This is a genomic window from Actinobaculum suis (assembly GCF_900102025.1).
Classification (GTDB): Bacteria; Actinomycetota; Actinomycetes; order Actinomycetales; family Actinomycetaceae; genus Actinobaculum; species Actinobaculum suis.
This window is the reverse complement of sequence record NZ_FNAU01000006.1, coordinates 39326-60894: the sequence shown is the minus strand read 5'-3', so window position 1 is coordinate 60894 and position 21569 is coordinate 39326. Positions and strand designations below refer to the sequence as shown.

At 57.9% G+C, this 21569-nt stretch carries 19 protein-coding genes; 4 read left to right on the top strand and 15 right to left on the bottom strand.

The annotated features are described in order from the left end of the window. Window positions 1-31: 31 nt before the first annotated feature. The 5 genes from BLT47_RS04480 to BLT47_RS04460 form a co-directional block, all read right to left on the bottom strand. Window positions 32-1138, bottom strand: coding sequence for a sugar kinase (locus tag BLT47_RS04480; protein ID WP_049619089.1), 1107 nt, complete (start codon window positions 1136-1138; stop codon window positions 32-34). Continuing rightward, window positions 1135-1785 (bottom strand): bifunctional 4-hydroxy-2-oxoglutarate aldolase/2-dehydro-3-deoxy-phosphogluconate aldolase, encoded by a 651-nt coding sequence (locus tag BLT47_RS04475; protein ID WP_049619090.1) that lies wholly within the window; start codon window positions 1783-1785, stop codon window positions 1135-1137. Before BLT47_RS04475 ends, BLT47_RS04480 begins: the two co-directional genes overlap by 4 nt. A 2-nt stretch (window positions 1786-1787) precedes the next feature. Next, window positions 1788-2903: a mannonate dehydratase gene (locus tag BLT47_RS04470; protein ID WP_049619091.1), complete on the bottom strand. Its 1116-nt coding sequence runs from the start codon at window positions 2901-2903 to the stop codon at window positions 1788-1790. Beyond that, window positions 2903-4507: a mannitol dehydrogenase family protein gene (locus BLT47_RS04465; RefSeq protein ID WP_074662114.1), complete on the bottom strand. Its 1605-nt coding sequence runs from the start codon at window positions 4505-4507 to the stop codon at window positions 2903-2905. The genes BLT47_RS04470 and BLT47_RS04465 overlap by 1 nt, the downstream gene beginning before the upstream one ends. A gap of 84 nt (window positions 4508-4591) precedes the next feature. Next, the gene (locus tag BLT47_RS04460; RefSeq protein WP_074662111.1) at window positions 4592-5941 is read right to left on the bottom strand and encodes a gluconate:H+ symporter; all 1350 of its coding nucleotides are present in this window, start codon (window positions 5939-5941) and stop codon (window positions 4592-4594) included. Between the two features lie 478 nt (window positions 5942-6419). On the opposite strand from BLT47_RS04460, the gene BLT47_RS04455 reads away from it, so the two are divergent. Next, window positions 6420-7274 (top strand): IclR family transcriptional regulator, encoded by an 855-nt coding sequence (locus BLT47_RS04455; protein WP_083078674.1) that lies wholly within the window; start codon window positions 6420-6422, stop codon window positions 7272-7274. A gap of 158 nt (window positions 7275-7432) precedes the next feature. Here the strand turns inward: BLT47_RS04455 and der are convergent, their stop codons facing one another. The 8 genes from der to xerD all read right to left on the bottom strand — a co-directional run bounded on the left by der (window position 7433) and on the right by xerD (window position 15003). Next, a complete protein-coding gene (gene der / locus BLT47_RS04450; RefSeq protein ID WP_083330064.1) occupies window positions 7433-8965 on the bottom strand; it encodes a ribosome biogenesis GTPase Der in 1533 nt (510 codons plus the stop codon). A gap of 25 nt (window positions 8966-8990) precedes the next feature. Then, complete coding sequence (cmk, locus tag BLT47_RS04445; RefSeq protein WP_083330063.1) at window positions 8991-9782, bottom strand: (d)CMP kinase; 792 nt, start codon at window positions 9780-9782, stop codon at window positions 8991-8993. Window positions 9783-9785: 3 nt separating this feature from the next. Continuing rightward, a complete protein-coding gene (locus BLT47_RS04440; protein ID WP_074662106.1) occupies window positions 9786-10883 on the bottom strand; it encodes a prephenate dehydrogenase in 1098 nt (365 codons plus the stop codon). Further along, window positions 10883-11605 carry a pseudouridine synthase gene (locus BLT47_RS04435; RefSeq protein WP_049619097.1) on the bottom strand — a complete coding sequence of 241 codons (723 nt, stop codon included), beginning with the start codon at window positions 11603-11605 and terminating at the stop codon, window positions 10883-10885. The genes BLT47_RS04440 and BLT47_RS04435 overlap by 1 nt, the downstream gene beginning before the upstream one ends. Continuing rightward, window positions 11602-12153, bottom strand: coding sequence for an SMC-Scp complex subunit ScpB (gene scpB, locus BLT47_RS04430; protein ID WP_083078671.1), 552 nt, complete (start codon window positions 12151-12153; stop codon window positions 11602-11604). Before scpB ends, BLT47_RS04435 begins: the two co-directional genes overlap by 4 nt. Next, complete coding sequence (locus tag BLT47_RS04425) at window positions 12146-12991, bottom strand: segregation and condensation protein A (protein WP_074662103.1); 846 nt, start codon at window positions 12989-12991, stop codon at window positions 12146-12148. The genes scpB and BLT47_RS04425 overlap by 8 nt, the downstream gene beginning before the upstream one ends. After that, entirely contained in the window at window positions 12984-13835 is an 852-nt protein-coding gene (locus tag BLT47_RS04420) for a ParA family protein (protein ID WP_049619099.1), read from the bottom strand. Before BLT47_RS04420 ends, BLT47_RS04425 begins: the two co-directional genes overlap by 8 nt. A gap of 67 nt (window positions 13836-13902) precedes the next feature. Beyond that, the gene (gene xerD, locus BLT47_RS04415; RefSeq protein ID WP_176764480.1) at window positions 13903-15003 is read right to left on the bottom strand and encodes a site-specific tyrosine recombinase XerD; all 1101 of its coding nucleotides are present in this window, start codon (window positions 15001-15003) and stop codon (window positions 13903-13905) included. A 178-nt stretch (window positions 15004-15181) separates the two neighbouring features. Here xerD and tkt point away from each other — a divergent pair, with 178 nt between their 5' ends. The 3 genes from tkt (at window position 15182) to BLT47_RS04400 (ending at window position 20205) form a co-directional block, all read left to right on the top strand. After that, entirely contained in the window at window positions 15182-17254 is a 2073-nt protein-coding gene (tkt, locus tag BLT47_RS04410) for a transketolase (RefSeq protein WP_143021766.1), read from the top strand. A 343-nt stretch (window positions 17255-17597) separates the two neighbouring features. After that, window positions 17598-19106, top strand: coding sequence for a glucose-6-phosphate dehydrogenase (zwf, locus tag BLT47_RS04405; protein ID WP_049619101.1), 1509 nt, complete (start codon window positions 17598-17600; stop codon window positions 19104-19106). Between the two features lie 19 nt (window positions 19107-19125). After that, entirely contained in the window at window positions 19126-20205 is a 1080-nt protein-coding gene (locus BLT47_RS04400) for a glucose-6-phosphate dehydrogenase assembly protein OpcA (protein ID WP_244924534.1), read from the top strand. 231 nt (window positions 20206-20436) lie between these two features. Here BLT47_RS04400 and secG read toward each other — a convergent pair whose 3' ends face one another. Together secG and tpiA are read right to left on the bottom strand one after the other, a co-directional pair. Then, window positions 20437-20679: a preprotein translocase subunit SecG gene (gene secG / locus BLT47_RS04395; RefSeq protein ID WP_049619103.1), complete on the bottom strand. Its 243-nt coding sequence runs from the start codon at window positions 20677-20679 to the stop codon at window positions 20437-20439. A gap of 112 nt (window positions 20680-20791) precedes the next feature. Continuing rightward, on the bottom strand, window positions 20792-21568 hold the full coding sequence (tpiA, locus tag BLT47_RS04390; RefSeq protein WP_049619104.1) for a triose-phosphate isomerase: 777 nt from the start codon (window positions 21566-21568) through the stop codon (window positions 20792-20794). Window position 21569: the final 1 nt, after the last annotated feature.

Genomic DNA, 21569 nt, shown 5'->3' with positions numbered 1-21569 from the left:
CCCCACCGCTGGGAAATATGGTAGCTACAGTCTAGCGCTTCACGCGCGCCGAGCCACCGGCTGCCAGGTTTTCGATTTCCTCGAGGGAGGCCATCGTGGTGTCACCCGGCGTGGTCATAGCCAGCGCACCGTGGGCCGCGCCCAGGTTTACTGCCTTTTCGATATCGCCGGTTTCCATGATCCCGTAGATAAGGCCGGAAGCGAAGGAATCACCGCCGCCTACCCGGTCAAAGATTTCCAGGCCGTCGCGCTGGCGTGCCTGCACGAAGCCTTGGCCCTGCATCCAGGCCACCGCTCCCCAATCATTGATGGAGGCGGTACGTACCTGACGCATGGTGGTCCCAATTGCCTTGAAGTTCGGGAAGGTTTGCGTGGCCTTCTCGATCATCTTGCGGAAGGATTCCACCTGCAGGTTATCCAGGTTTTCGTTGGCGCCTTCGATCTCCAGGCCGAGGGAAGCCGTGAAGTCTTCCTCGTTGCCGATCATGACGTCTACGTACTGGGCCAGATCCCGGTTTACCTCTTGGGCACGGGCCTTGCCACCGTGGTCCTTCCACAGGGAAGAACGGAAGTTCAGATCATAAGAGATCACCGTTCCGTATTCCTTCGCCTTGGCCATTACAGCGCGGGCCGTCTGGGCGGTCTGTTCCGAAAGAGCGGTGTAAATACCGCCGGTGTGTAGCCACCGTACACCCAGTTCTCCGAAAAGGTAATCCAGATCGAAATCTTCTGGCTTGGCCTGGGAAATCGCGGTGTGGCCGCGATCGGAGCAACCCACTGCCCCGCGGACCCCGAAGCCACGTTCCGTGAAGTTCAGGCCATTACGGGCGGCCTGGCCGATACCATCGTCTTCCACCCAGTGGATGAATTGGGTATCCAGACCACCTTGCAGGATGAGATCTTCGAGCAGCAGGCCCACTTCGTTGCGGACCAGTGCCGTGAGGATCGCACCCCGTTTGCGGAATGCCCGGCGGAAGCCGCGAGCCACGTTGTACTCGCCGCCACCTTCGGAGGCCGCAAAAGTGCGAGCCGTACGAATCCGGTAATCGCCCGGATCTAGCCGCAGCATCACCTCGCCAAGCGAGACGACGTCATAAGTCGTCTCCTCAGCGGATTTAACCTTAAGTTCTTCGCTCACTGCGCAGTCTCCTTGACTTTATCAATTGCTTCTTTAGAAAGGCGCGTGATCTCCTCAAATTTGTGTTCGTTGATGAGGGCGCGCTTGACCGTCCAGGATCCGGAAACGGACGCGATGGCCGGATCCGAAATCCACTCGGTGATGTTGTTGGCATTCACTCCGCCCGAAGGGACGAAGAGAAGCTCAGGGAACGGTCCGCGCAAGGCCCGAACCATCTTCAGGCCACCAGCTTCCCCACCGGGGAAGAACTTGACGGCACGCGTGCCGTATTCCAGAGCCGCCATGATTTCCGTGGCTGTCTGCAAGCCCGGAAGATAGGGAATATTGCGTTCGATGGCAACCTCGGCCACGGCTTCGCTCCAACCTGGGCTAACGAAGAACTTCGCCCCCAGATCGGCCGCTTCCTCGGCCCATTCCCGGTTGAGAACCGTGCCGGCTCCCACCGTCATGCCCGCAACTTCAGACATTTTCTGGACGGCTTCGCGGCCAGCTTCGGTCCGGAAAGTGACCTCGGCGCAGTGAATACCGCCAGCAACTAGTGCCTCACCGGTGGCGACGGCGTCGTCCGCATTATCGATGACGACGACGGGGATAACCGGATTGGCCTCCAAGAACGGTAGTACGTCAGGAAGTTGTTTTTTCGCCATAATTAGTTGCTCGCCTTCTCCTTTTGCTTCTTGGTGGCGTCCCAGAGCCCGAGTAGGTACTGGGTGCCGAGCGCACGATCGTAGAGCGGGTAGCCCGGACGGCCTTCTTCGCCCCAGATCATGCGGCCGTGGTCGGGCCGCACGTACACCTCATAGGGTTGCCCAGCGTCGGCCGCAGCCTTCTCGACGTCGTAAATCGCTTCCACGGCTTCTTCCATCGGAAGGTCACCGGTACGCGAAAGGTGCGGAGCTTCCTTGAAGGTACGCTCCGAGAAGTGCTTCACATTACGCAAGTGCGAAGCGACGAGCCGGCCACGCTTACCCACATGACGCAGGATCGCAGCCACATCGTTATTTACATTCGAACCCAGCGAGCCAATGCAAACGCACAGGCCGTGCGCCGGCGAATCGTTGAGATCGAGAATCCGATCAATATCTTCCAGGCTCTTGTACACCCGCGGAATCCCAAACAGATCCCATGCCGGATCGTCAGGATGGCAAGCCATGCGGATACCGACCTTTTCACAGGTCGGAATAATGGCATCCAGGAAGTACTTCCAGTTTTCTAGAAGCTTCTCCCCCGTCATGCCCTGGTACTTTTCCATAACCTCATCGAGGTGGGAAAGACGTTCGGGTTCCCAACCCGGCAAGGTGAGCCCGCCGGAGCCTTCCGCCGTCTTGGCCACAATGTCATGCGGAGTCATGCCCTGGATTTCGTCTTCATCATAGAAGAGCGAATTGGAGCCATCTTCCGGATCCACGTGGGCCAGATCGGTACGCAGCCAGTCGAAAACGGGCATGAAGTTGTAGACGATAACCTTTACGCCAAATTCGGCCAGATTTTCGATCGTCGTCTTATAGTTCTCGATATATTCATCGCGGCTGGGAAGCCCGAGCTTAATATCTTCGTGAACGTTGACGGATTCGATAACTTCGCATTCCAGGCCCGCGGCATGGACGCCGTCTACCAGCTTCTTGATTTCGTCCTTTTCCCAGTTCTCACCTGCTTCTTTGTAGGCGAGAGTTCCCATAATGCCGGAAACACCGGGGATCTGCTTGATGTACTGGAGCGGAATCGGGTCGTTTCCTTCACCGTACCAACGGAACGTCATTTTCATTACTTGCTAATCTCCTCGTGAATAGTTGCGCGAACAGCGCCGGGGCCGGCGACCATGCGAGTAAACAGGGCCTCTACCTTGCTCGCGAGTGGAGTGGTGTAGAGATCCAGGCCAAAGATATTGGCATTAGAGAGGATGGGCTGAAGTACCGCGTGGGCATCCACGGGCTGGCCCAGCTTGACATCCTTAAGCAGCGCCTGGAGTTCTTCCAGGAGCGGGTCGGAGGAAGGTTCGAAGGCCTCGCCGTCGTCGGCGACTCCTAGCAGGTAGCGGCACCAAGCGGCAAAGACCACCGGGATCGCAACCAAGCTCTCCATATCCAGCCCCCGCTTCTGGTACTCAGTGAGAGTGACGCCGAAGCGGATCGGCAGTTTTTGCGAAGTATCCATCGCAATACGCTGCGGGGAATCGGGCAGGGCTTGGTTCGGGAAGCGAACTTCCAGCACTTCCTTGAGGAATTCCTCCGGAGAAACGACGCCGGGATCGGTGACCACCGGCATCGCTTCTTGGTAACCGAGGATGTGGACGAGCCGCGAAAGATCTGCGTCCCGCATCTCGGAGTCAATGGTCGGGAAGCGCAAGAGGCATCCCGTAATGGCAAGGGCAGTGTGGAGCGGGTTGAGGCAGGTAGTAACCTTCATCCGCTCGAACTTATCGCAGGTTTCGCGATCAGTAAGGATCACGCCGTACTTCTCAAGCGGCGGGCGAGCACCCGCGAACTTATCCTCAATGAGCAGGTATTCTGCCGGTTCCGCATTCACGAAACCAGCCATCGGGGTGCGGCCTACAAGTTCGATCCCGAGGTTTGTAAACCCGAGTTCAGCGATCTGTGCCGCTACCTTTTCGGAAGGACGCGGGGTGATCTTATCGATCACCGTGATCGGGTAGGTGACGTTCTTTTCGTCTTCCAACCAGGCAACGAACTCTGCCGGAACCGCGCCGCGCTGCGCCCAAGCTTCCACAATAGTGGTCAGCGCTGTCTTCAGCACATCGCCATTGTGGGAGAAGTTATCGGTGGAGATAAGGGTGATTGGGGCTCCCCCGTTTTGGTACCGGGCGTAGAGCAAGCCCGCCAGTTCCACCATGGTGTGCAAGTGGTTCGAATCCGGCTCATTTGCGAGTTCAGTGAGTACGTCTTCCCGCAGATTGCCATGGGAATCAGTAATCACATAGCCCTTTTCGGTAATCGTGATGGTGACGATCGATACCTGCGGTTGGGTAAAGATTTCCCGCAAGCGTTCGTAATCTTCTTCGCGTTCCGAAGCTAGAGATTCGCAAATACCGGCAATTACGCGGTATTCGGTGGCCGCATTGGAAAGGGTGACGGCCAAGGTGAGATCGTCATATGCCCGCAAGGAACGTTCCAAAGATTCCGGGCCGCGCGGCTGCACCGCGGTAATCGGCCAGAACTCGCCATCGGCAAGGAGGTCATCGGCAATGCGGTTTTGGAAAACGCGGAAGATATTGCCCGCACCCAGGTGTACCCAACGCGGCGATTTCTTGCCTTCGGCCTGCATCTTTGCCACGTCGAAGCGAGGAACCCGCACGCCGGCTTCGGCATACGCGGCAGCATCGGTACTGAGAGACTCAATATTTAATTTCATAGATTTATCACCTTTGATTGTAGTTCGCTCCCCGAGGAGCCTGGCTTTACACCCCGCGTTTTGCGGTGTGCTATCAGCCTTCGCTTATATGAAGATCGAGCAGACCATGACATAGGCGAGACCGGTGATGGACCCGGTTGCAAGCAACCCGCCCCACGTAATGAGCGTTTCCTTGATCGAGAGATCAAAATACTCTTTAAAGAGCCAGAAGGACGCATCATTGATGTGGGTCAAGAAGTTTGCCCCGCAGGCAGTAGCCAAAGTCAGCAAAGCGGGATTGATTGTGGAGATAATCATCCCCGTTGCCGGATCTGTGACAGCTCCCACAATTATACCAGCAGCCGTCATTGCCGCCACCACACCTTGGCCCGTGGCGAGCCGGATAATGACGGCTATCAACCACGCCATGATGTACGGCGAAACAGAGCCGGCCGTCATTAGGCCGCCAATATAATCGCCCACCCCCGAATCGAGTACCACTTGCTTGAATGCCCCACCCGCGCCGATGATCATAATGACGCCGGCAATGCTAGAAACACCGGAATTGAAACGCTCCATGTTCCAGTTCATATCGTGGCCCTGGCGGGTACCAAAGAGTACGAAGGCCAAGAGCAAAGCAATTGCCATAGCTACTTGGGAGGAGCCGAAGAAGTTCAGCCATTGCCCAAGCGTGCTTTCCTTATCTACAAAAATATTGCAGATGGTGACAGCGATCATAATGAGCGCCGGCGATAGCGGAACGAATAGCGAAACCGCAAATGAGGGCGGATTATCAATGACTACGTCTTCATCCTTGCGCATGAAATTGGGTACCGGCCGGCCCGTCATACCCGACCATTTGTGCAACAGGCGCGGATAAAGGAAGCCACCCACGGCGATCATGCAGATCACCATAGGAATCCCCAGCAGGTAAACCGTGCCGTAATCGGAATGGTAGGCCTCGATCAGGGCTACCGGTCCGGGCTGCGGAGGGAAAATTGAATGCGCCACGGTTGCTGCCGCTACCCCGGTGACGGCCAGACTAAGCCAGGAAATCTTGGCTTCCCGGGCAATGGAAATAATGAGCGGGGCAAGCATGAGGAAAGCTACTTCGTAGAACATGGCGATTCCGAAGATGACGCCGATAATTGCTACCGCCACGCGAATAAACCGCACGCCGAATTTATCAATCAGCGTGCTCGCTAAAACATGTGAAGCTCCCGAATCGACCATGAGTTTGCCGATGATGGCCCCAAAAACCACAATGATTGCCAGCGAGCCGAGCGTGGAACCAAAACCTTTAGTGATCGAATCCAGGGCGGCGGAAGGGGTGAGCCCGTTCGCCAAAGCCACTATGACCGCGGCAAGGAGGAGCGCCAGCATGGAATTCCACTTAAATTTGATGTTTAAAACGAGCATTAGCGCAATGCCCACACAGAGCCAGAGTATTGGCATGAGTACCCCCCCCAGTTACAATCTGGTTATAACGAATGCAGCGCGCTCGAAAGGGTGGCTGGCGGCCATGCCAGCGCGCTCTTCCGGGTGGGTGCCAGGCTGGGTCTTGCCCGACATTGTTTCACCATGCGAAACGCACGTTTAGCGGATGGAAACAGTTTACATGGTTTTTTGATTTTTGGGCGTGCTTAGGGTCCTAAATTGTTGCGCTTTATACTTCATTTCCTCAAACCGGGTTGCTGTCGCTAAAATATGCCGTACATCGTTTTCTTTTCCGCGCACGATAAAAGCCCAGGCTGTGGCGCGGATATCTCGCACCCGCCGGGCTGAAAGTCAATGAAGCTGGCCGCAAGGTGCTGGCCCACAGGTAGCGCGCTGCGGCGCGCTATACATGATTTGTGGTGGATTTCGGGTGCATCAGGAGCCACCGGCCCGTGCGTTTTCGCAGCGGTAACCGGAGGCGTGTAAGGAGTTTTGTATGAGCGGCGAAGAGCAGCAGGCACGGCAAGAACCTATTAATGCCCGCGCTTTACGGGAGGCGCGTAGTAAACGGCGTGAACCGGTAAAGCGGCTGTCCTCAATTGACCGTGCTCTAACGATTATTGAGTATCTTGCCGAATGTGGCCCGCAAGGGGAAAGCTTGGGGGAAATTGCCGCTGCAATAGAAGCTAATAAAGCTACGGTGCATCACACGCTTTCTACTTTGAAGGCGCGCGAATGGGTAGATCAAGACATCGTTACCGGGAATTATTACCTGGGTGACGGCATCACTCCCCTGGTGAGATATGCCACTCGCACCGAAACTTTGTTGGAATCTATTCGCCCTGCCTTGCGCAGTATTTCGATTCGCTACAACGAACTGGTGCATGCCGGGATTCTGGTTAATGACAAGGTCCGCTATATCGATAAAGTAGAGCCCGCGCGAGCTATCCGAGTGGTTTCGTATGTGGGCCGGGAGGTTGCGGCGGCGACGACGGCGCTCGGCCGGGCTTTGCTCGGTGAGGCCGAACTGACGGACTCAGAAATTGATTGGTATTACGAGCGCGTCCCCAGCTCGGCTCGCACCCTGGAATTGCGGCAGAGCTTTAAGGAGAATCTGCAGCGCGTGCGGCGCGAAGGCTGGGCCTACGAGTGCGAAGAAAACGAGACCGGGATTGCCTGTGTTTCCGTCCCGCTAAATCTTCCCGATGGCAGTAAGATCGCCGTTTCGGTATCGGCACCGGTAGAAAGGTTGCCTTTCGGGCGGGCCCGGAAGATCGCCTCCGGCATGGTGGAAGAGTTTGAAAAGCTCCCCGCTTCCGCGCACATCGTGCTCCCGGCCGCCCTGCACTAGGCCAGCCCGATTGGAAGCGTAACGCCAGGCCGTTTGGAACCGTAACGGGCCCGCTACCGGTGGAGCGATTGAACGCCCACTGACTGCACGGTTACGGGCCCGCTGTTTGTGCCCTTGCGCGCGCCCGCTGCTTGTGCCGTGGCGCGGTTACGGGCCCGCTATTTGCGGCGGCGTTCACGCACGCGCACCGAAATTTGGATTGGCGTGCCCGCAAAGCCAAATTCTTCGCGTAGGCGGTGTTCGAGGAACCGGCGATAGCCGTGTTCCAAAAAGCCTGAAGCGAAGAGGACGAACCGTGGCGGACGGGCCGAAACTTGGGTGCCGAACAAAATCCGGGGCTGTTTTCCGCCCCGCACCGGGTGCGGGTGGGCAGCTACGGTCTCCCCTAGGAAAGCGTTGAGCTTCGCCGTCGTTATGCGTTTATCCCAAGAGGCCAGGGCACGTTCCATGGCCCCGGCTAAACGATTGGTGTGCCAACCGGTTTTCGCCGAAAGGTTCACGCGTTCAGCCCACTGCATTTGCACGAGCTCTTCTTCCAGTTCGCGGTCCAGTTCGTGGCGGCGTTCCTCATCAACTTCATCCCACTTATTACAGACGATCACGAGTGCCAAACCGGCGTCAATCACCTGTTGAATCACCCGAATATCCTGTTCGGAAAGCGGTTCGGAAGCATCAATGAGCACCAAGCCAAGTTCGGCTTGGGCGATCGCGCCGCGGGTGCGGAGCGAAGAATAGTAATCCGCGCCGCGGGTGCGGTGCAGGCGGCGCCGGATCCCCGCGGTATCCACGAAAATCCAGTCCTTACCCGCCAGGTTTACCACTTCATCTACCGGATCACGCGTGGTACCCGCGAGTTCATTGACAACCACCCGGTTCTCCCCCGCCAGCTGGTTGAGCAAGGAAGACTTCCCCACATTCGGCCGGCCTACCAGGGCTATCCGGCGCGGCCCGCCGCTGGGCCGCGGATTTGCTACCTGTGACTTTTCGGGCAGCACCTCCATGAGGGCATCGAGCATGTCACCCGTGCCGCGCCCGTGCAGGGCCGAAATCGGATACGGCTCGCCCAACCCCAAACTCCACAGGTAAGCCGCATCCGCCTCTTGCGTTTGCGAATCAACCTTATTCGCGGCCAGGACTACCGGCACATTCGCGCGGCGGACCACACGTACCAAAGCCTCATCCGTATTCGTAATCCCCACGGTGGCGTCTACCACGAAAATAATCGCGTCCGCACTGTGCATCGCAATTTCCGCTTGGTTTGCTACTGATTCGTGGATCCCGCGCGCATTGGTTTCCCACCCGCCAGTATCGACCAGCGTAAATCTCCGGTTTAGCCATTCGGCGTCGTAATACACCCGGTCCCGGGTGACACCAGGTTCGTCTTGCACCACCGCGACCCGGCTCCCCACGATTCGGTTAATGAGCGAAGATTTGCCTACATTGGGCCGGCCAATCACGGCGACGACGGGTAAACCACCTTCGGCGCCGAGTGCCGCGGCGGAATCCTCGCCCGCGAGCATCGCCAGATCTTCTTCCGAAAGATCATAGGCATCCAGGCTGGCGCGCATCACCCGTTCCCGGGCCGCATCATTTTCGGAGGCACCTTCCGCTGCCGCCCCGTCGGCGGGCACGAAATCGGCCGGGTCAATACCTTCCGGGAACTCCACGCCCGCAAATTCTTGCTTACTCATGCCTATCGCCTATCCTTCCGGCCGGTCACTGTACTTTGTGCGTCTGCTGTGCCGCTGCACGTTCCGCGTACTTCGTATCGGTTTTTTCCAGCGGCACCAAACCGTCCAGCGGTACCAAAGCCATTATTTTATCTACAACCTGCTCAATATTCAGATCGCTGGTATCGAGCAATTCCACACCAGGTTCTGGATCGGTGAAATTCACTACGGTGGAATCTTTTTCGTCCCGGCCCACTACTTCTTGCCGGGTTTGTGCCAGGGCTTGCGCATCCACTTTGCCTCGGGTTTGGGCAGCGCGGCGGGCCAAACGAGCTTGGGCGGAAGCCGTCAATAAGATCCGGACTTGGGCCTCGGGCGCCACCACGGTAGTAATATCGCGGCCTTCCGCCACAATCCCCGGCCGCGCCCCGGCGATAATTGCTTTTTGCCGGGCCACGAGTATATCCCGCACCTCCAAATTGGTAGACAGCGCCGAAACCTTCCGAGCAATCTCCGAACTGCGAATCGCCTGCGTTATATCTTCCCCCGCCAGGCGGATTGTTTGCTGGTCCGGATCCAACGGCATTTGCAGATCCATTTCGCGCACGGCAGCGGTTACTGCGGCGTCGTCGATCTCGCCGGGCGTTAAAGAAATATTTTTGTGCAAAACCCACCAGGTGGCAGCCCGGTACATGGCACCCGTGTCCAGATACCCAATACCTAGGCGCCGTGCCACGGCTTTGGCGGCGGTAGATTTCCCGGCGCCACTCGGCCCATCAATCGCAATCACCACCGGCGGGTTGCTGGCAGCAGTTTCCGTATTGTCCGCGCTTTTCACCGTTTACTGCGTCCCTTCTTCGAGGATTACTTGCCAGCCGCGAGCTTCCAGGCCGTGGGCCAAAAAGTCCGCCCGGGCGGGGACCACCGAAAGATCCACGCGCCCCACTTTCTGATTTAGCGAATGCTCCATTCGCAAATCCTCGATATTTACTCCAATTTCACCGGCGTCGCCAAAAAGCCTGCCAAGTTGGCCAGGCTTATCGGGGACCAACACCGTGACCGTGGCGTAGCGGCGCGGTGCCCCACCGTGCTTACCCGGAATCCTGTTCACGCCCTCATTACCAGCAGCTACCACTTTGGCAACCGCAAGAGCGGCCGGCCCGGTAACCGGATCATCCGTGCTGGCTTCCATAGCCTGCGCCAAAGTAGCTGCCTCCGCAGAAATCTGCCGCATAATCGGGGCTATGCGCGCGCAGTTTCCGGCCGCGATTGAAGCCCACAGCGAGGCATCCGAATGCGCAATCCGCGTAGTATCACGCAACCCCTGCCCGGCCAGCGCCAACTGGTCTTCGGATGCATCCCGCAAAGCTCCGGCCACCAAAGAAGAAGCCAATTGCGGCACATGCGAAACCAAAGCCACGGCTTCATCATGTTCGGCAGCGGGCATAATGCGCGGCACCGAACCCACTTCAATCGCCAAGTTCTGGATGCGCGAAATATCTTCTTTCCGGTTTTCGGGGCGCGGGCAGATAACCCACGGCCGGCCTTCAAACAGGTCCGCGTCAGCGGCAATCGCCCCGCTTCTTTCCCGCCCGGCCATCGGGTGGCAACCCAGGTAGCGTGCGGCGTGCGGGTGATCAGCTACTTGTTCCGCGATTTTTTCCTTCACGGAGGCGACGTCTATCACCAAGGCCTGTGGGAAACGGTCCAGGGCTTGGCACACTAGCTGCGCGGTCACATCGGGCGGCACGGCCACAATTACCAGTTCCGGGGTGGCGGAATCGGGGCCGGCAACCTGCCCGGCCCCCAAATCGCGGGCCAGGGCCACCGCCACCGGCGAAGCATCCTCGAGGTCTATCTGCGAACCGCTTAGTTGCAAACGTAAACCGAGGGAAGCGCCAAGCAGACCAGCCCCGATAATACGCACGGTGGAAAACATTACATTCCTACCATATGCATCAGTGTAGAAAGTTCTGAACCACCAATAATCCGGTATTGGCCCGGGCGCAAGCGGCCGGCCTTAATATTGCCGAACTGGATGCGTACTAGTTCCAGTACCGGGTGGCCCACTTCGCCCATCATGCGCCGCACCAAACGGTTACGACCTTCATGCAAAGTTAGTTCCACAATCGAATTGCGCGGCTGAGATTCACGCAAAATGAACTTGTCTACGCTGGCCGGGCCGTCTTTCAAAGTGATGCCGTTTTCCAAAACGCGGCCCAAACCGCGCGTGACCTGCCCGCTTACTCGCGCCACATAGGTTTTGGGAACTTCATAAGACGGGTGGGTGAGCCGGTGCGTGAGCTCGCCATTATTGGAAAGCAGAATAATGCCTTCCGTATCTTCGTCGAGCCGCCCCACATGGTAGAGCCGTTCCGGGCGATCTTCCACATATTGAGCCAGGGAGGGCCGGCCCATCTCGTCTTCCATCGTGGAAACCACGCCCGGCGGCTTGTACAAGGCGATCGTAATATCGTCTTGGCGAGTGGGAACCGGCATCCCATCCACATGGATAACGTCTTTATCCGGATCTACCTTCGTGCCCAAACGAGTAACAATCTCCCCGTTTACGGCCACCCGGCCCTGTTCAATCATGGCTTCCGAATGGCGCCGGGAGGCCACTCCCGCATTAGCCATTACTTTTTGCAAGCGTTCTCTCATCGAATTTCCTTCTCCACTTCATCAAGTTCTCCGCGCGCGGGTAAATAGGGCGCCAGCGGGGGCAATTCGTCTAAGGAATTCATGCCCATCGCTTCCAGAAAATAATTCGTTGTTCCCCACAGCGTTGCGCCCGTAACTTCCGTTTCCCCGCACGGCTCAATGAACCCTCTGGTCGCCAAAGTTTTCACCACACCATCTACCGATACTCCCCGCACTTGCGCGATTTGTGCGCGAGTAACGGGCTGCTGGTAGGCAATCACCGCCAGAGTTTCGAGCGCAGCGGTGGATAGTTTACCCGAATGGCCCTCCACGAGGTGTGCGGTAACAATCTCCCCGAATTGCGGATTGGTGTAAAACCGCCAGCCGCCTCCCACATTGCGCAACACGAAACCGCGCGGCCGACCCTGCGCGTACTCCTCTTGCAATTCTTCCAAAAGTAACGTGGTGACCTCTTCGTTTTGCCCGATTGCCGCCGCCAACTGGGTTACCGGCAAGGGGTTATCCGCAATAAACAGGAGCGCTTCCAGGGCACCTTTATGTTCATCCACAGTTTTCTTCCTCCTCCGCGCCTTCCGGGCGGGCAGATTCCGCAGCGGCGGCGTCGTCGAACTCACCGGTAAGGGGCGCGCCCGTATCTTCTGCCGGAGTGGCACGAATATGTAGCGGGGCGAGCGGAGCATCTTGGTGCACGGCGATCGCGCGCCGGCGAATCAGCTCCAAAACGGCTAAAAACCGGGAAACCACGGTCTGCCCATTGGGCGCATCAGCACACAACTGCGCAAACGTAACATCCGCTCCCCCGGCCACCTGGGTTTCGATGTACTCCACCTGGGTGGAAACCGGAACCACCGGATCATGCAAATGCGTGATTTCCACAACTGGTTCGGTGTGACTGCGCGTATAGGCCTGCACGGCAAGCATCGCCAATTCCTCCACCGTCAGCGTTATGCGCACGGGCGGGAGCGCGTTCGCATATTCGGGTTCGGGGGCAACATTGCGCGGAACGGCGCCGGCTCCGCGTGCGAGCCGAGCCCCAAAACTTTCCGCTACCTCTTTATACGCTTTGTACTGTAAAAGCTTGGCGAAAAGTAGGTCGCGTTGCTCCAAAAATTCGAGGTCTTCTGCTTCGTCTTCGGAACGCGGGAGCAGCCGCGTTACTTTCATTGCCAATAAAGTAGTGGCGACGACGAGGAACTCCGAGGCCGCGGAAAGATCGAACTCTTTTTGGGCGCGGATAAAAGCGATAAATTCGTCAGTTACTTCGCCGAGCGCCACTTCCGTAAGGTCCAGGCTCCGTTTCGCTATCAGATCTAGCAGCACCGAAAACGGCCCGGAAAACACCTCGAGGTTTACCTCAAATTCTCCGGATTGTTCTGGGTTATGCACACTGCCCTCGCGCTATAACTTCCCGTGCGAAGCGGCGGTAAGCCTGCGCTCCTTGATGTTCGGGCGCATAATCCGTAATCGGCTGGCCGGCAATCGTGGCATCCGGGAACTTCACCGTGCGGGCAATATAGGTGTTATACACCTTGTCCCCGAATCCTTCCCGCACCGAATTGACCACTTCCCGCGCATGCAAAGTGCGCCGATCAACCATGGTAAGAAGCACGCCGTCAATAACCAGCCGCGGATTGAGGCGGTCTTGCACGCGTTCAATCTGCTGCACGAGCAAAGCCACCCCGCGCATGGCAAAATATTCGGTTTCCAAAGGGATCATCACGCCGTGCGCGGCGGTTAGCGCATTTACCGTGAGCAAGCCCAGCGACGGCTGACAGTCCACAATGATCAGGTCATACTCGTCTAACACCGGGCGGAGCACACGCGCCAAAGCTTGTTCGCGCGCCACTTCGTTAATCAGCACGATTTCGGCAGCGGAAAGATCAATATTGGAAGGCACCAGATCTAAGCCCGCCACGCTCGTGGGCGTAATAATGCGCCGCACATCCGGTTTATCGGCAATTAGTTCGTCATAAATCGTGCGGTCTAGGGACCGTGGATCGATTCCCAAACCAGCCGAGGCGGCCCCTTGCGGATCAAAATCCACCACGAGTACGCGCCGCCCATACCCGGCCAGCGCGGCAGCCAAATTGATCGTAGTAGTAGTTTTTCCGACGCCGCCTTTTTGATTGGACATCGCAATAATCCGGGCGGGCCCGTGCGATTCTAAGGGCTGCGGCTCCGGGAAATCTACGGAATCTCTCTGGTCAAAAAGCGCGTCTTGTTCGGTCACACTCCCAGGTTACCTAATGTTTGCGGCAAGACGTGTAACGGCGCGGAACATCTTCCCGGATGTTTTCCTATTTCTGCTCCGATTCCTTTTTCTGCTTGGATTTCCTTTCCCGCTCTAACGCCGTTTTCGCGGGTGGCTTGCCCGGATGCTCGGCTGTCGTACTCCGCAAAGCGCGCGGATGGGCCGTGGCATAAACCTCCAGCAGCCGTTCGCGCGATACTGCGGTGTAGATCTGCGTGGTGGTTACCGAAGCATGCCCCAGCATTTCCTGGATTACCCGCACATCTGCCCCACCTTGCAAAAGGTGCGTGGCAAAAGAATGCCGCAAGGAATGCGGGCTCACGTGGCTCGCCAAACCGGCACGGCCCGCTGCTTCCTGGATGATTCCCCACGCGCTTTGCCGGGAAAGTGGCTGGCCGCGCTTATTTAAAAACAACGCGCTGCCCGGGCCCAGGTTCCCCGAAGATCCAGGTTGTGTTTTTGCAGATTTTGCCGGCGCGGATTTGGCCCGCGTGGATTTCGCCCGCGTGGATTTGGTGGCCCGGGCTGCCAATACGGGGCGCGCCCGCACCAGGTATGCCTCTACCGCTTCCATGGCGTAGCTGCCCAGCGGTAAAACACGTTCTTTGCGGCCTTTACCAAAAAGGCGAATCGTGCGAGTTTCGGCGTCGATATCGTCAATGGCCAGGCCAACTGCTTCCGAAACACGCGCCCCGGTGCCATACATGATTTCTAGCAAAGCGCGGTCGCGCAGGCCGATTTCTCCTTCCCCGGCCGAAGCGGCCTCCAAGAGCCGTTCTATCTCCATAATCGTCAGGGTTTTCGGCAGGCGGCCGGGCAGTTTGGGCGGGCGCACATCTTGCGCCGGGTTAGTAGCGGTAATTCCTTCCCCGAAAAGAAAAGCGTGGAAAGAACGGGCGGCAGTTATAGCTCGGGCAATCGAAGTTTTTGCCATCCCCGCCAAAGTATCGGCAAAAGCCGCCACATCTTCCTGCTGAATTTCTTCCGGGCGGCTAATCCCGCGCGCTTCCAAATGCTGAAAATATTTTTGCAGGTCGCGCCGGTACGCGGCAATCGTATTGTTAGATAAAGCCCGTTCCACTTCGAGGTGTGCCAAATATTGCTGCCCCGCCCGTACGAGCGCCTGCGGTCCCCTAAGCTTTTCCACGCTTTTGAGTTTACGCACTGTGCCGCGGCCACGCTCGCAACGGCGTGTAAACACTAACCGCACTGCAGGTGTGGTGCTTTGCGTGCGGTGGAATACTCCCGCATCGGGCCGGGAACAGAATAGACTTTGCTAATAGTGCGAACGTGGAAGTTCGTTCCGATTGAAAGAGGAGATGAAGATGGCGAAATTTGAGTGGTCGGAACTCGATCAGCGTGCGGTTGATACCGCGCGGGCACTGGCCGCAGATGCCGTCCAAAAGGTCGGGAACGGCCACCCAGGTACGGCGATGTCCCTGGCACCGGCCGCCTACGTGCTATATCAGCGGGTAATGAATTTTGACCCGGCTGATCCAAACTGGCTCGGCCGCGACCGGTTCATACTTTCGGCTGGGCACTCATCGCTCACCCAGTACGTACAGCTATTCCTGGCCGGTTCGGGCCTGGAAATGGAAGATCTCGAGCAGCTGCGCACCTTCGGTTCCAAGACCCCGGGCCATCCCGAATACGGCCGTACCGCGGGCGTGGAAATGAGCACCGGCCCGCTTGGCCAAGGCCTGGCCAGCGCCGTCGGCTTTGCGATGGCAGCACGCCGCAACCACGGTTTGTATGATCCCAACACGGCACCGGGCGAATCCCCCTTCGATCACTTTGTGTACGTGATCGCGGGAGACGGCGATCTGCAAGAAGGAGTTTCTGCGGAAGCTTCTTCCCTGGCCGGCACCCAAGAACTTGGCAACCTCATCGTCATTTACGACGATAACCGGATTTCTATCGAAGATGACACTTCGATTGCCTTCGGTGAAGATGTACTGGCTCGTTACGAAGCTTATGGTTGGCACACCCAACATGTGGATTGGCTGAACGGCGGCGACTACCGCGAAGATCCGCAAGCCTTGTACGAGGCAATTGTGGCGGCCCAAAAGGTTACCGACAAACCCTCGATTATCAAGCTTTCCACGATCATTGCGTGGCCGGCACCAAACCTGCAGGGCACGGGTGCTTCCCACGGGGCAGCCCTGGGTGAAGCCGAAATCCGGGCTACCAAGGAAATTTTGGGCCTCGATCCAGATAAGAGCTTCGATATTGCTCCCGAAGTACTTTCCCACACGCGGGAAAATGCGGCGCGCCGCGCCCGGGAAGCCCGCGCCGCCTGGGATCCGAAGTTCGCTGCCTGGCAGGAAGAAAACCCGGAACAGCGCCAGTTGCTAGACCGCGTGCTCGCCGGCAAACTCCCCGAAGGTTGGAAGGATTCCCTCCCCTCGTGGCAGGTGGGCGATAAGCCGGTAGCTACCCGGAATGCTTCCGGAGAGATCCTCACCTCCCTGGCTCAAACTTTGCCGGAACTGTGGGGCGGTTCGGCCGATTTGGCCGGTTCGAATAAGACCACGATGAAGGGTGAGCCTTCCTTCTTGCCCGCACATCGCGGTTCGAAGATGTTCCCCGGTAATGAGTACGGCCGTACCCTGCACTTTGGTATTCGCGAATTTGCGATGGGGGCGATCCTCAACGGGATTCAGCTCGATGGGCTAACCCGGCCGTATGGCGGCACCTTCTTCGTGTTCTCCGACTACATGCGTTCCGCGGTACGTTTGGCGGCGCTCATGGAGATCCCCACGATTTACGTGTGGACGCATGATTCGGTGGGCGTGGGAGAAGACGGCCCCACCCACCAGCCGATCGAACACCTGTGGTCCTTGCGGGCCATGCCGAACCTGACGATAGTACGCCCGGCAGACGCAAATGAGACTGCCGCAGCTTGGGCGGCGGCGCTCGAGCATAAGAGCGGACCGATCGGGCTTGTACTCACCCGGCAAAACCTGCCGATCCTGGAAGGTACCAGTGCGGAGGGGGTAGCCAAGGGCGGGTATGTGCTCGCCGATTCGCCTACCGGTAAGGTAGACGTGCAGCTGCTGGCCACCGGTTCGGAAGTTGCCGTAGCGGTAGAAGCGCAAAAGCAATTGGCTAGCGAGGGTATCGGGGCACGCGTGATCTCCCTGCCCGCGTTGGAGTGGTTCGAGGCGCAACCTGCCGAATATCGCGATTCGGTTATCTTGCCGCAGGTAAAGGCCCGGGTGGCGATCGAAGCTGGTTCTACCTTGGGCTGGGCCAATTACGTAGGTGATGCTGGTAAGGCTATCGGTATTGATAGCTTCGGTGATTCTGCTTCCGGTGCGGAGCTGATGAAGCACTTTGGTATCGACGCCGAGCACGTGGTGGCGGCCGCTCGTGAATCTATCGCACAAGCAGGCTAAACTAGTACCCGGTAAAATGTTCAAGAAGGTCTCTTGAGTGCCGTGCGTAGCTGTAAGCATCGCGCGGATTGACGCTAGCAGGCTGGAAACCGCTTGCTAGCGTCAATCCGCTGGCAATCTGCTGGTAGGCCCATCCGCGTGCGCGGGAGCTACCGGCACGCTTGCACCATCTCAGGGGCTAAGTGTTTTCTCGGCCGAGGCCGGAGTGGCCAGCGTGCCGTTCCGGCCTCGGCCCGTTCTCTGGAACCGCGAGTAAGCGATAATTTCGCTTGCCTTCGCCAAGTTAGATTTGACTCTTTAACTCGCGGGCCCGTTTTGTACCTAGTTGTGAAATAAGGAATCGATGTCTCTCAACCCACTACGCGCTTTGAAAGATCGGCGTTTGCAAAGAATTGCCGGTCCGTGCGGGATTGTGCTTTTCGGATTTACGGGCGATTTGGCCCGCCGGAAGATTCTGCCCGCACTTTATGACCTAACTAACCGGGGCTTGCTCCCGCCGTCGTTCTCAATCATTGGAGTAGTGCGCCGAGAGATCGACGCGCACGCGGAAGCAGAAAAAGCGATCCGCGCCGGCGCGAAAACCCCGGTTACTGACACTGCGCTCGCCCAGCTCCTCAACGGGCTTTCTACCGTGCAAGGCCAATACGACTCCCCCGAACTGTATCGGGCGATCGGGGCCCGCATGCAAGAACTCGATGAAACTCGCGGGACCAGCGGGAATTTTGCTTTCTACCTGTCTATTCCGCCCAAGTTATTCCCGGTGGTTACCGAAGGACTGGCCGGTGCAGGGCTGAACCGGTGCGAAAATGGGAACTGGCGGCGCGTGGTTATCGAGAAGCCTTTCGGGCACGATGCGGCTTCCGCGCGGGAACTCAATGCCACCGTGCGGGCCGTGTTCCCGGAAGATTCGGTGTTCCGGATCGACCACTACCTGGGCAAAGAAACCGTGCAGAACATTATGGCGCTACGGTTCGCCAATGAACTGTATGAACCGATCTGGAACTCGGCACATGTGGACCACGTGCAGATCACCATGGCAGAAGATATTGGTATCGGTTCACGTGCTTCATACTATGACGGTATTGGCGCTACCCGCGATGTAATCCAAAACCACCTGCTCCAGTTGCTGGCTCTGACCGCGATGGAAGAACCGGTTTCTTCCCATGCGGATGCCGTGCGGGCCGAAAAAGAAAAAGTGTTGAAAGCTACCCACCTTTTCGGACCGGTGGAACTCAACTCGGTGCGGGCCCAGTACGACGCCGGCTGGCAGGGCGGCGAGTACGTGCGCTCCTACAAGGATGAAGAAGGAATTCCGCAAGATTCGCAAACGGACACTTATGGTGCCATGGCGTTGGCGATTGAAACTCGCCGCTGGTCTGGGGTGCCTTTCTATTTGCGTTCTGGCAAACGTTTGGGCCGGCGGGTTTCGGAAATCGCTGTGGTTTTCAAACGGCCACCTTTCCTGCCCTTCCATGATGCGGCGGGGTTGGGGCAAAACACTTTGGTGATTCGGGTACAACCAAATGAAGGTGTGACCTTCAAGTTGGGTGCGAAGGTGCCCGGTTCGGAAATGCGCTTGCGCGATGTGACCATGGACTTCGCTTATGGCCATGCTTTCACCGAATACACGCCGGAAGCTTATGAACGGCTAATTCTAGACGTGCTGCTCGGCGAACCGCCGCTCTTCCCGCAGTGGACGGAAGTGGAAGAATCCTGGCGGATCGTAGACCAAGTGGAGGAATATTGGGCCTCCTCCCCCGAAACGCTGGAAACTTACGCACCGGGCACATGGGGGCCCGCCGGTGCTGATGCCATGCTTGCCCGCAACGGCCATACCTGGCGCAGGCCTTAGGAGGATCATGATTAGCCATATGACGGACACGACGTCCGCGAGAGTCGGTTTGGAAATTGATGAGCTGCGCGGCACCGCCGGTTCCGGAGCTTTGGGACGCGTGCTCACCCTGATTATTGTGGCCCGTACCGAAGGTGGCGTGCGTGACGCACTCTCCGCGGCGGCCGGCGCTTCGCGCGCTCATCCTTCCCGCGTTATCGTCGTCCTCAATCCGCAAGAAAATGCCGCACCTGCGGCTGGTACGGCGGCTCCGGCTGCTGGTGGTTCGGCAGCGGGCACAGACGCGACGGGCGCGGGCACACCGGGTACGACGGCACCGGGTACGACGGGCTCCGGCGCTGCTGCCGCGAACGATCCGGCGGGGAGCGAATCGCGTTTGGATGCGGAGATTCGCACCGGTTCGGAGGCTGGTGCCTCCGAGATCGTGATTTTGCGGCCGCGCGGTGCGGCAAGCGAGAACATGGAAACTCTGATTACGCCGCTTTTGCTTCCGGATACGCCGATTGTGGCCTGGTGGATCCAAGATTCGCCGGCCTGCCCGGCCCGTACCGATGTGGGCCGGATGGCGCAGCGCCGGATTACTACCTCGCGGACGGTTGACGATCCGATCGGTTTGCTACGCGCTTTGGGCGAAGGCTATGAACCGGGTGATACGGATTTGGCGTGGCCGGGCGTGACGCTGTGGCGTAACCATATTGCGGCCATGCTCGATGAATTCGTAGACCGGGAAATTGCTTCCTGCCGGGTGGCAGGCAACCTTTCGAATGCTTCTACGCAACTTATGGCGGCTTGGCTGCGTTTGCTTACCGGCAAGCGCGTGCACTTGGTTTCGGAACGCGGGACCGCACTGAATGCGGTGGCGATCAGTTTTACTGACGGCCAAGAAATGAGTTTGCAGCGCTCCCCCGGCACCGATTATGCGGTAATGCACCGCCCGGGCCGGCACGACCAAGCGGTCTCCTTGCCACGCCGTTCGATTGAGGCCATGCTGATCGAGGATCTGCGTGATTTGAATCCGGATCCGGCCTACGCCAAAGTATTGACCGAAGGGCTGGTGCTTTTGCACGCCGAAGACGAAACAGCGGCCGCAGCAAGCTGAGCTAGCTCCAGCCAAAAGAACTAGCTCCAGCCAACAACAGAGCTATCTCCAGCAAGCTGAGCTAGCTCCGGCAAGCTGAGCTAGCTCCGGCAAGCTGAACTAGCTCCCCAGCCAGCTGAACGATCTCCAGCCAGTTGCACCAGCTAAGACGTTAACTAGGCAAAGCAGGCCACATACAGGCACAAAAAAATGGGCTACTCTGCGCGAGTAGCCCATTTTTTGTAGTTTGTTTTAGCCGAACTTGACGATGAGTCCGATTAGCACCACCGAGATGAACCAGATGAGGGCCAAGCCCACGGTGATGCGGTTCAGGTTTCGTTCGGCAACGCCGGAAGAACGCATGGAGGTGGAAATTCCGCCTCCGAACATTTCGGAAATACCGCCTCCCTTGCCCTTATGCAAAAGGATAGAAAGGGTAAGGAGGATACTCGTGAGGAGGAGAAAAGCCTCGCAGATGTAGAGCAGAACGGTCACCAGGGGCGTCCTTTCGGTACGAAAACTATTGCAACATAATGCATCTTAGCCGGAAGAGCGCGAACGAGTGGAATGCTCGTTCGCGCTCTTCGTCACGTCAGCTAATCCGGCTTTACTGTTGGTAGGTAACGATACGGGCGAAATCTTCCGCCTTCAGGCTGGCTCCCCCAACGAGGGCGCCGTCAACATCAGGCTGCGCCATAATGTCAACCACATTGCCCGGTTTTACGGAACCGCCGTATTGGATGCGGACGGCTTGCGCCGTCGCCTCATCGAAGAGTTCGGCAATGCGCGCCCGAATGGCTCCGCATACTTCCTGCGCATCGGCCGGGGTGGCCACTTCACCGGTGCCAATAGCCCAGATCGGTTCGTAGGCGATTACAGATTTCGCTACTTCGGCAGCGCTCAGATCGGCGAGCATCGCATCGATCTGGCCTACCACGTATTCCACCTGCTTGCCTTCCTTCCGCACCTGCAGGGCTTCCCCGCAGCAGATGATCGGAGTCAAACCGGCATCCAGAGCCTTCTTGGCTTTCTGACCGATGAATTCGTTGGTTTCCCCGTGGTATTCGCGGCGTTCCGAATGGCCGACTACCACGTAGTTGCAACCGAGCTTGGTGAGCATGGAAGTAGAAATCTCACCCGTATAAGCACCCTCGTCGTGGATCGAAACGTCTTGGGCGCCGTAACGAATCTGCAAGCCATCGGATTCGCACAAGGTTTGTACGGACCGCAGATCGGTGAAAGGCGGGAGCACTACCACTTCCACTTTGGAGTAATCGTGCTTAACGTCTTCCAGCGTCCAGGCGAGCTTTTGGACCAAATGAGTTGCCTCCAAGTGGTCCAGGTTCATCTTCCAGTTCCCCGCCATAATTGGGGTGCGTGCCATA

Excerpts from the sequence above, each read along its gene's own strand:
- BLT47_RS04470 (WP_049619091.1), bottom strand. The coding sequence starts at position 2,903 with ATGAAAATGACGTTCCGTTGGTACGGTGAAGGAAACGACCCGATTCCG.
- BLT47_RS04435 (WP_049619097.1), bottom strand. The coding sequence starts at position 11,605 with ATGAGAGAACGCTTGCAAAAAGTAATGGCTAATGCGGGAGTGGCCTCC.
- BLT47_RS04455 (WP_083078674.1), top strand. The coding sequence starts at position 6,420 with ATGAGCGGCGAAGAGCAGCAGGCACGGCAAGAACCTATTAATGCCCGC.
- der (WP_083330064.1), bottom strand. The coding sequence starts at position 8,965 with ATGAGTAAGCAAGAATTTGCGGGCGTGGAGTTCCCGGAAGGTATTGAC.
- zwf (WP_049619101.1), top strand. The coding sequence starts at position 17,598 with ATGTCTCTCAACCCACTACGCGCTTTGAAAGATCGGCGTTTGCAAAGA.
- tpiA (WP_049619104.1), bottom strand. The coding sequence starts at position 21,568 with ATGGCACGCACCCCAATTATGGCGGGGAACTGGAAGATGAACCTGGAC.
- tkt (WP_143021766.1), top strand. The coding sequence starts at position 15,182 with ATGGCGAAATTTGAGTGGTCGGAACTCGATCAGCGTGCGGTTGATACC.
- BLT47_RS04440 (WP_074662106.1), bottom strand. The coding sequence starts at position 10,883 with ATGTTTTCCACCGTGCGTATTATCGGGGCTGGTCTGCTTGGCGCTTCC.
- BLT47_RS04475 (WP_049619090.1), bottom strand. The coding sequence starts at position 1,785 with ATGGCGAAAAAACAACTTCCTGACGTACTACCGTTCTTGGAGGCCAAT.
- BLT47_RS04460 (WP_074662111.1), bottom strand. The coding sequence starts at position 5,941 with ATGCCAATACTCTGGCTCTGTGTGGGCATTGCGCTAATGCTCGTTTTA.
- BLT47_RS04400 (WP_244924534.1), top strand. The coding sequence starts at position 19,126 with ATGACGGACACGACGTCCGCGAGAGTCGGTTTGGAAATTGATGAGCTG.
- BLT47_RS04465 (WP_074662114.1), bottom strand. The coding sequence starts at position 4,507 with ATGAAATTAAATATTGAGTCTCTCAGTACCGATGCTGCCGCGTATGCC.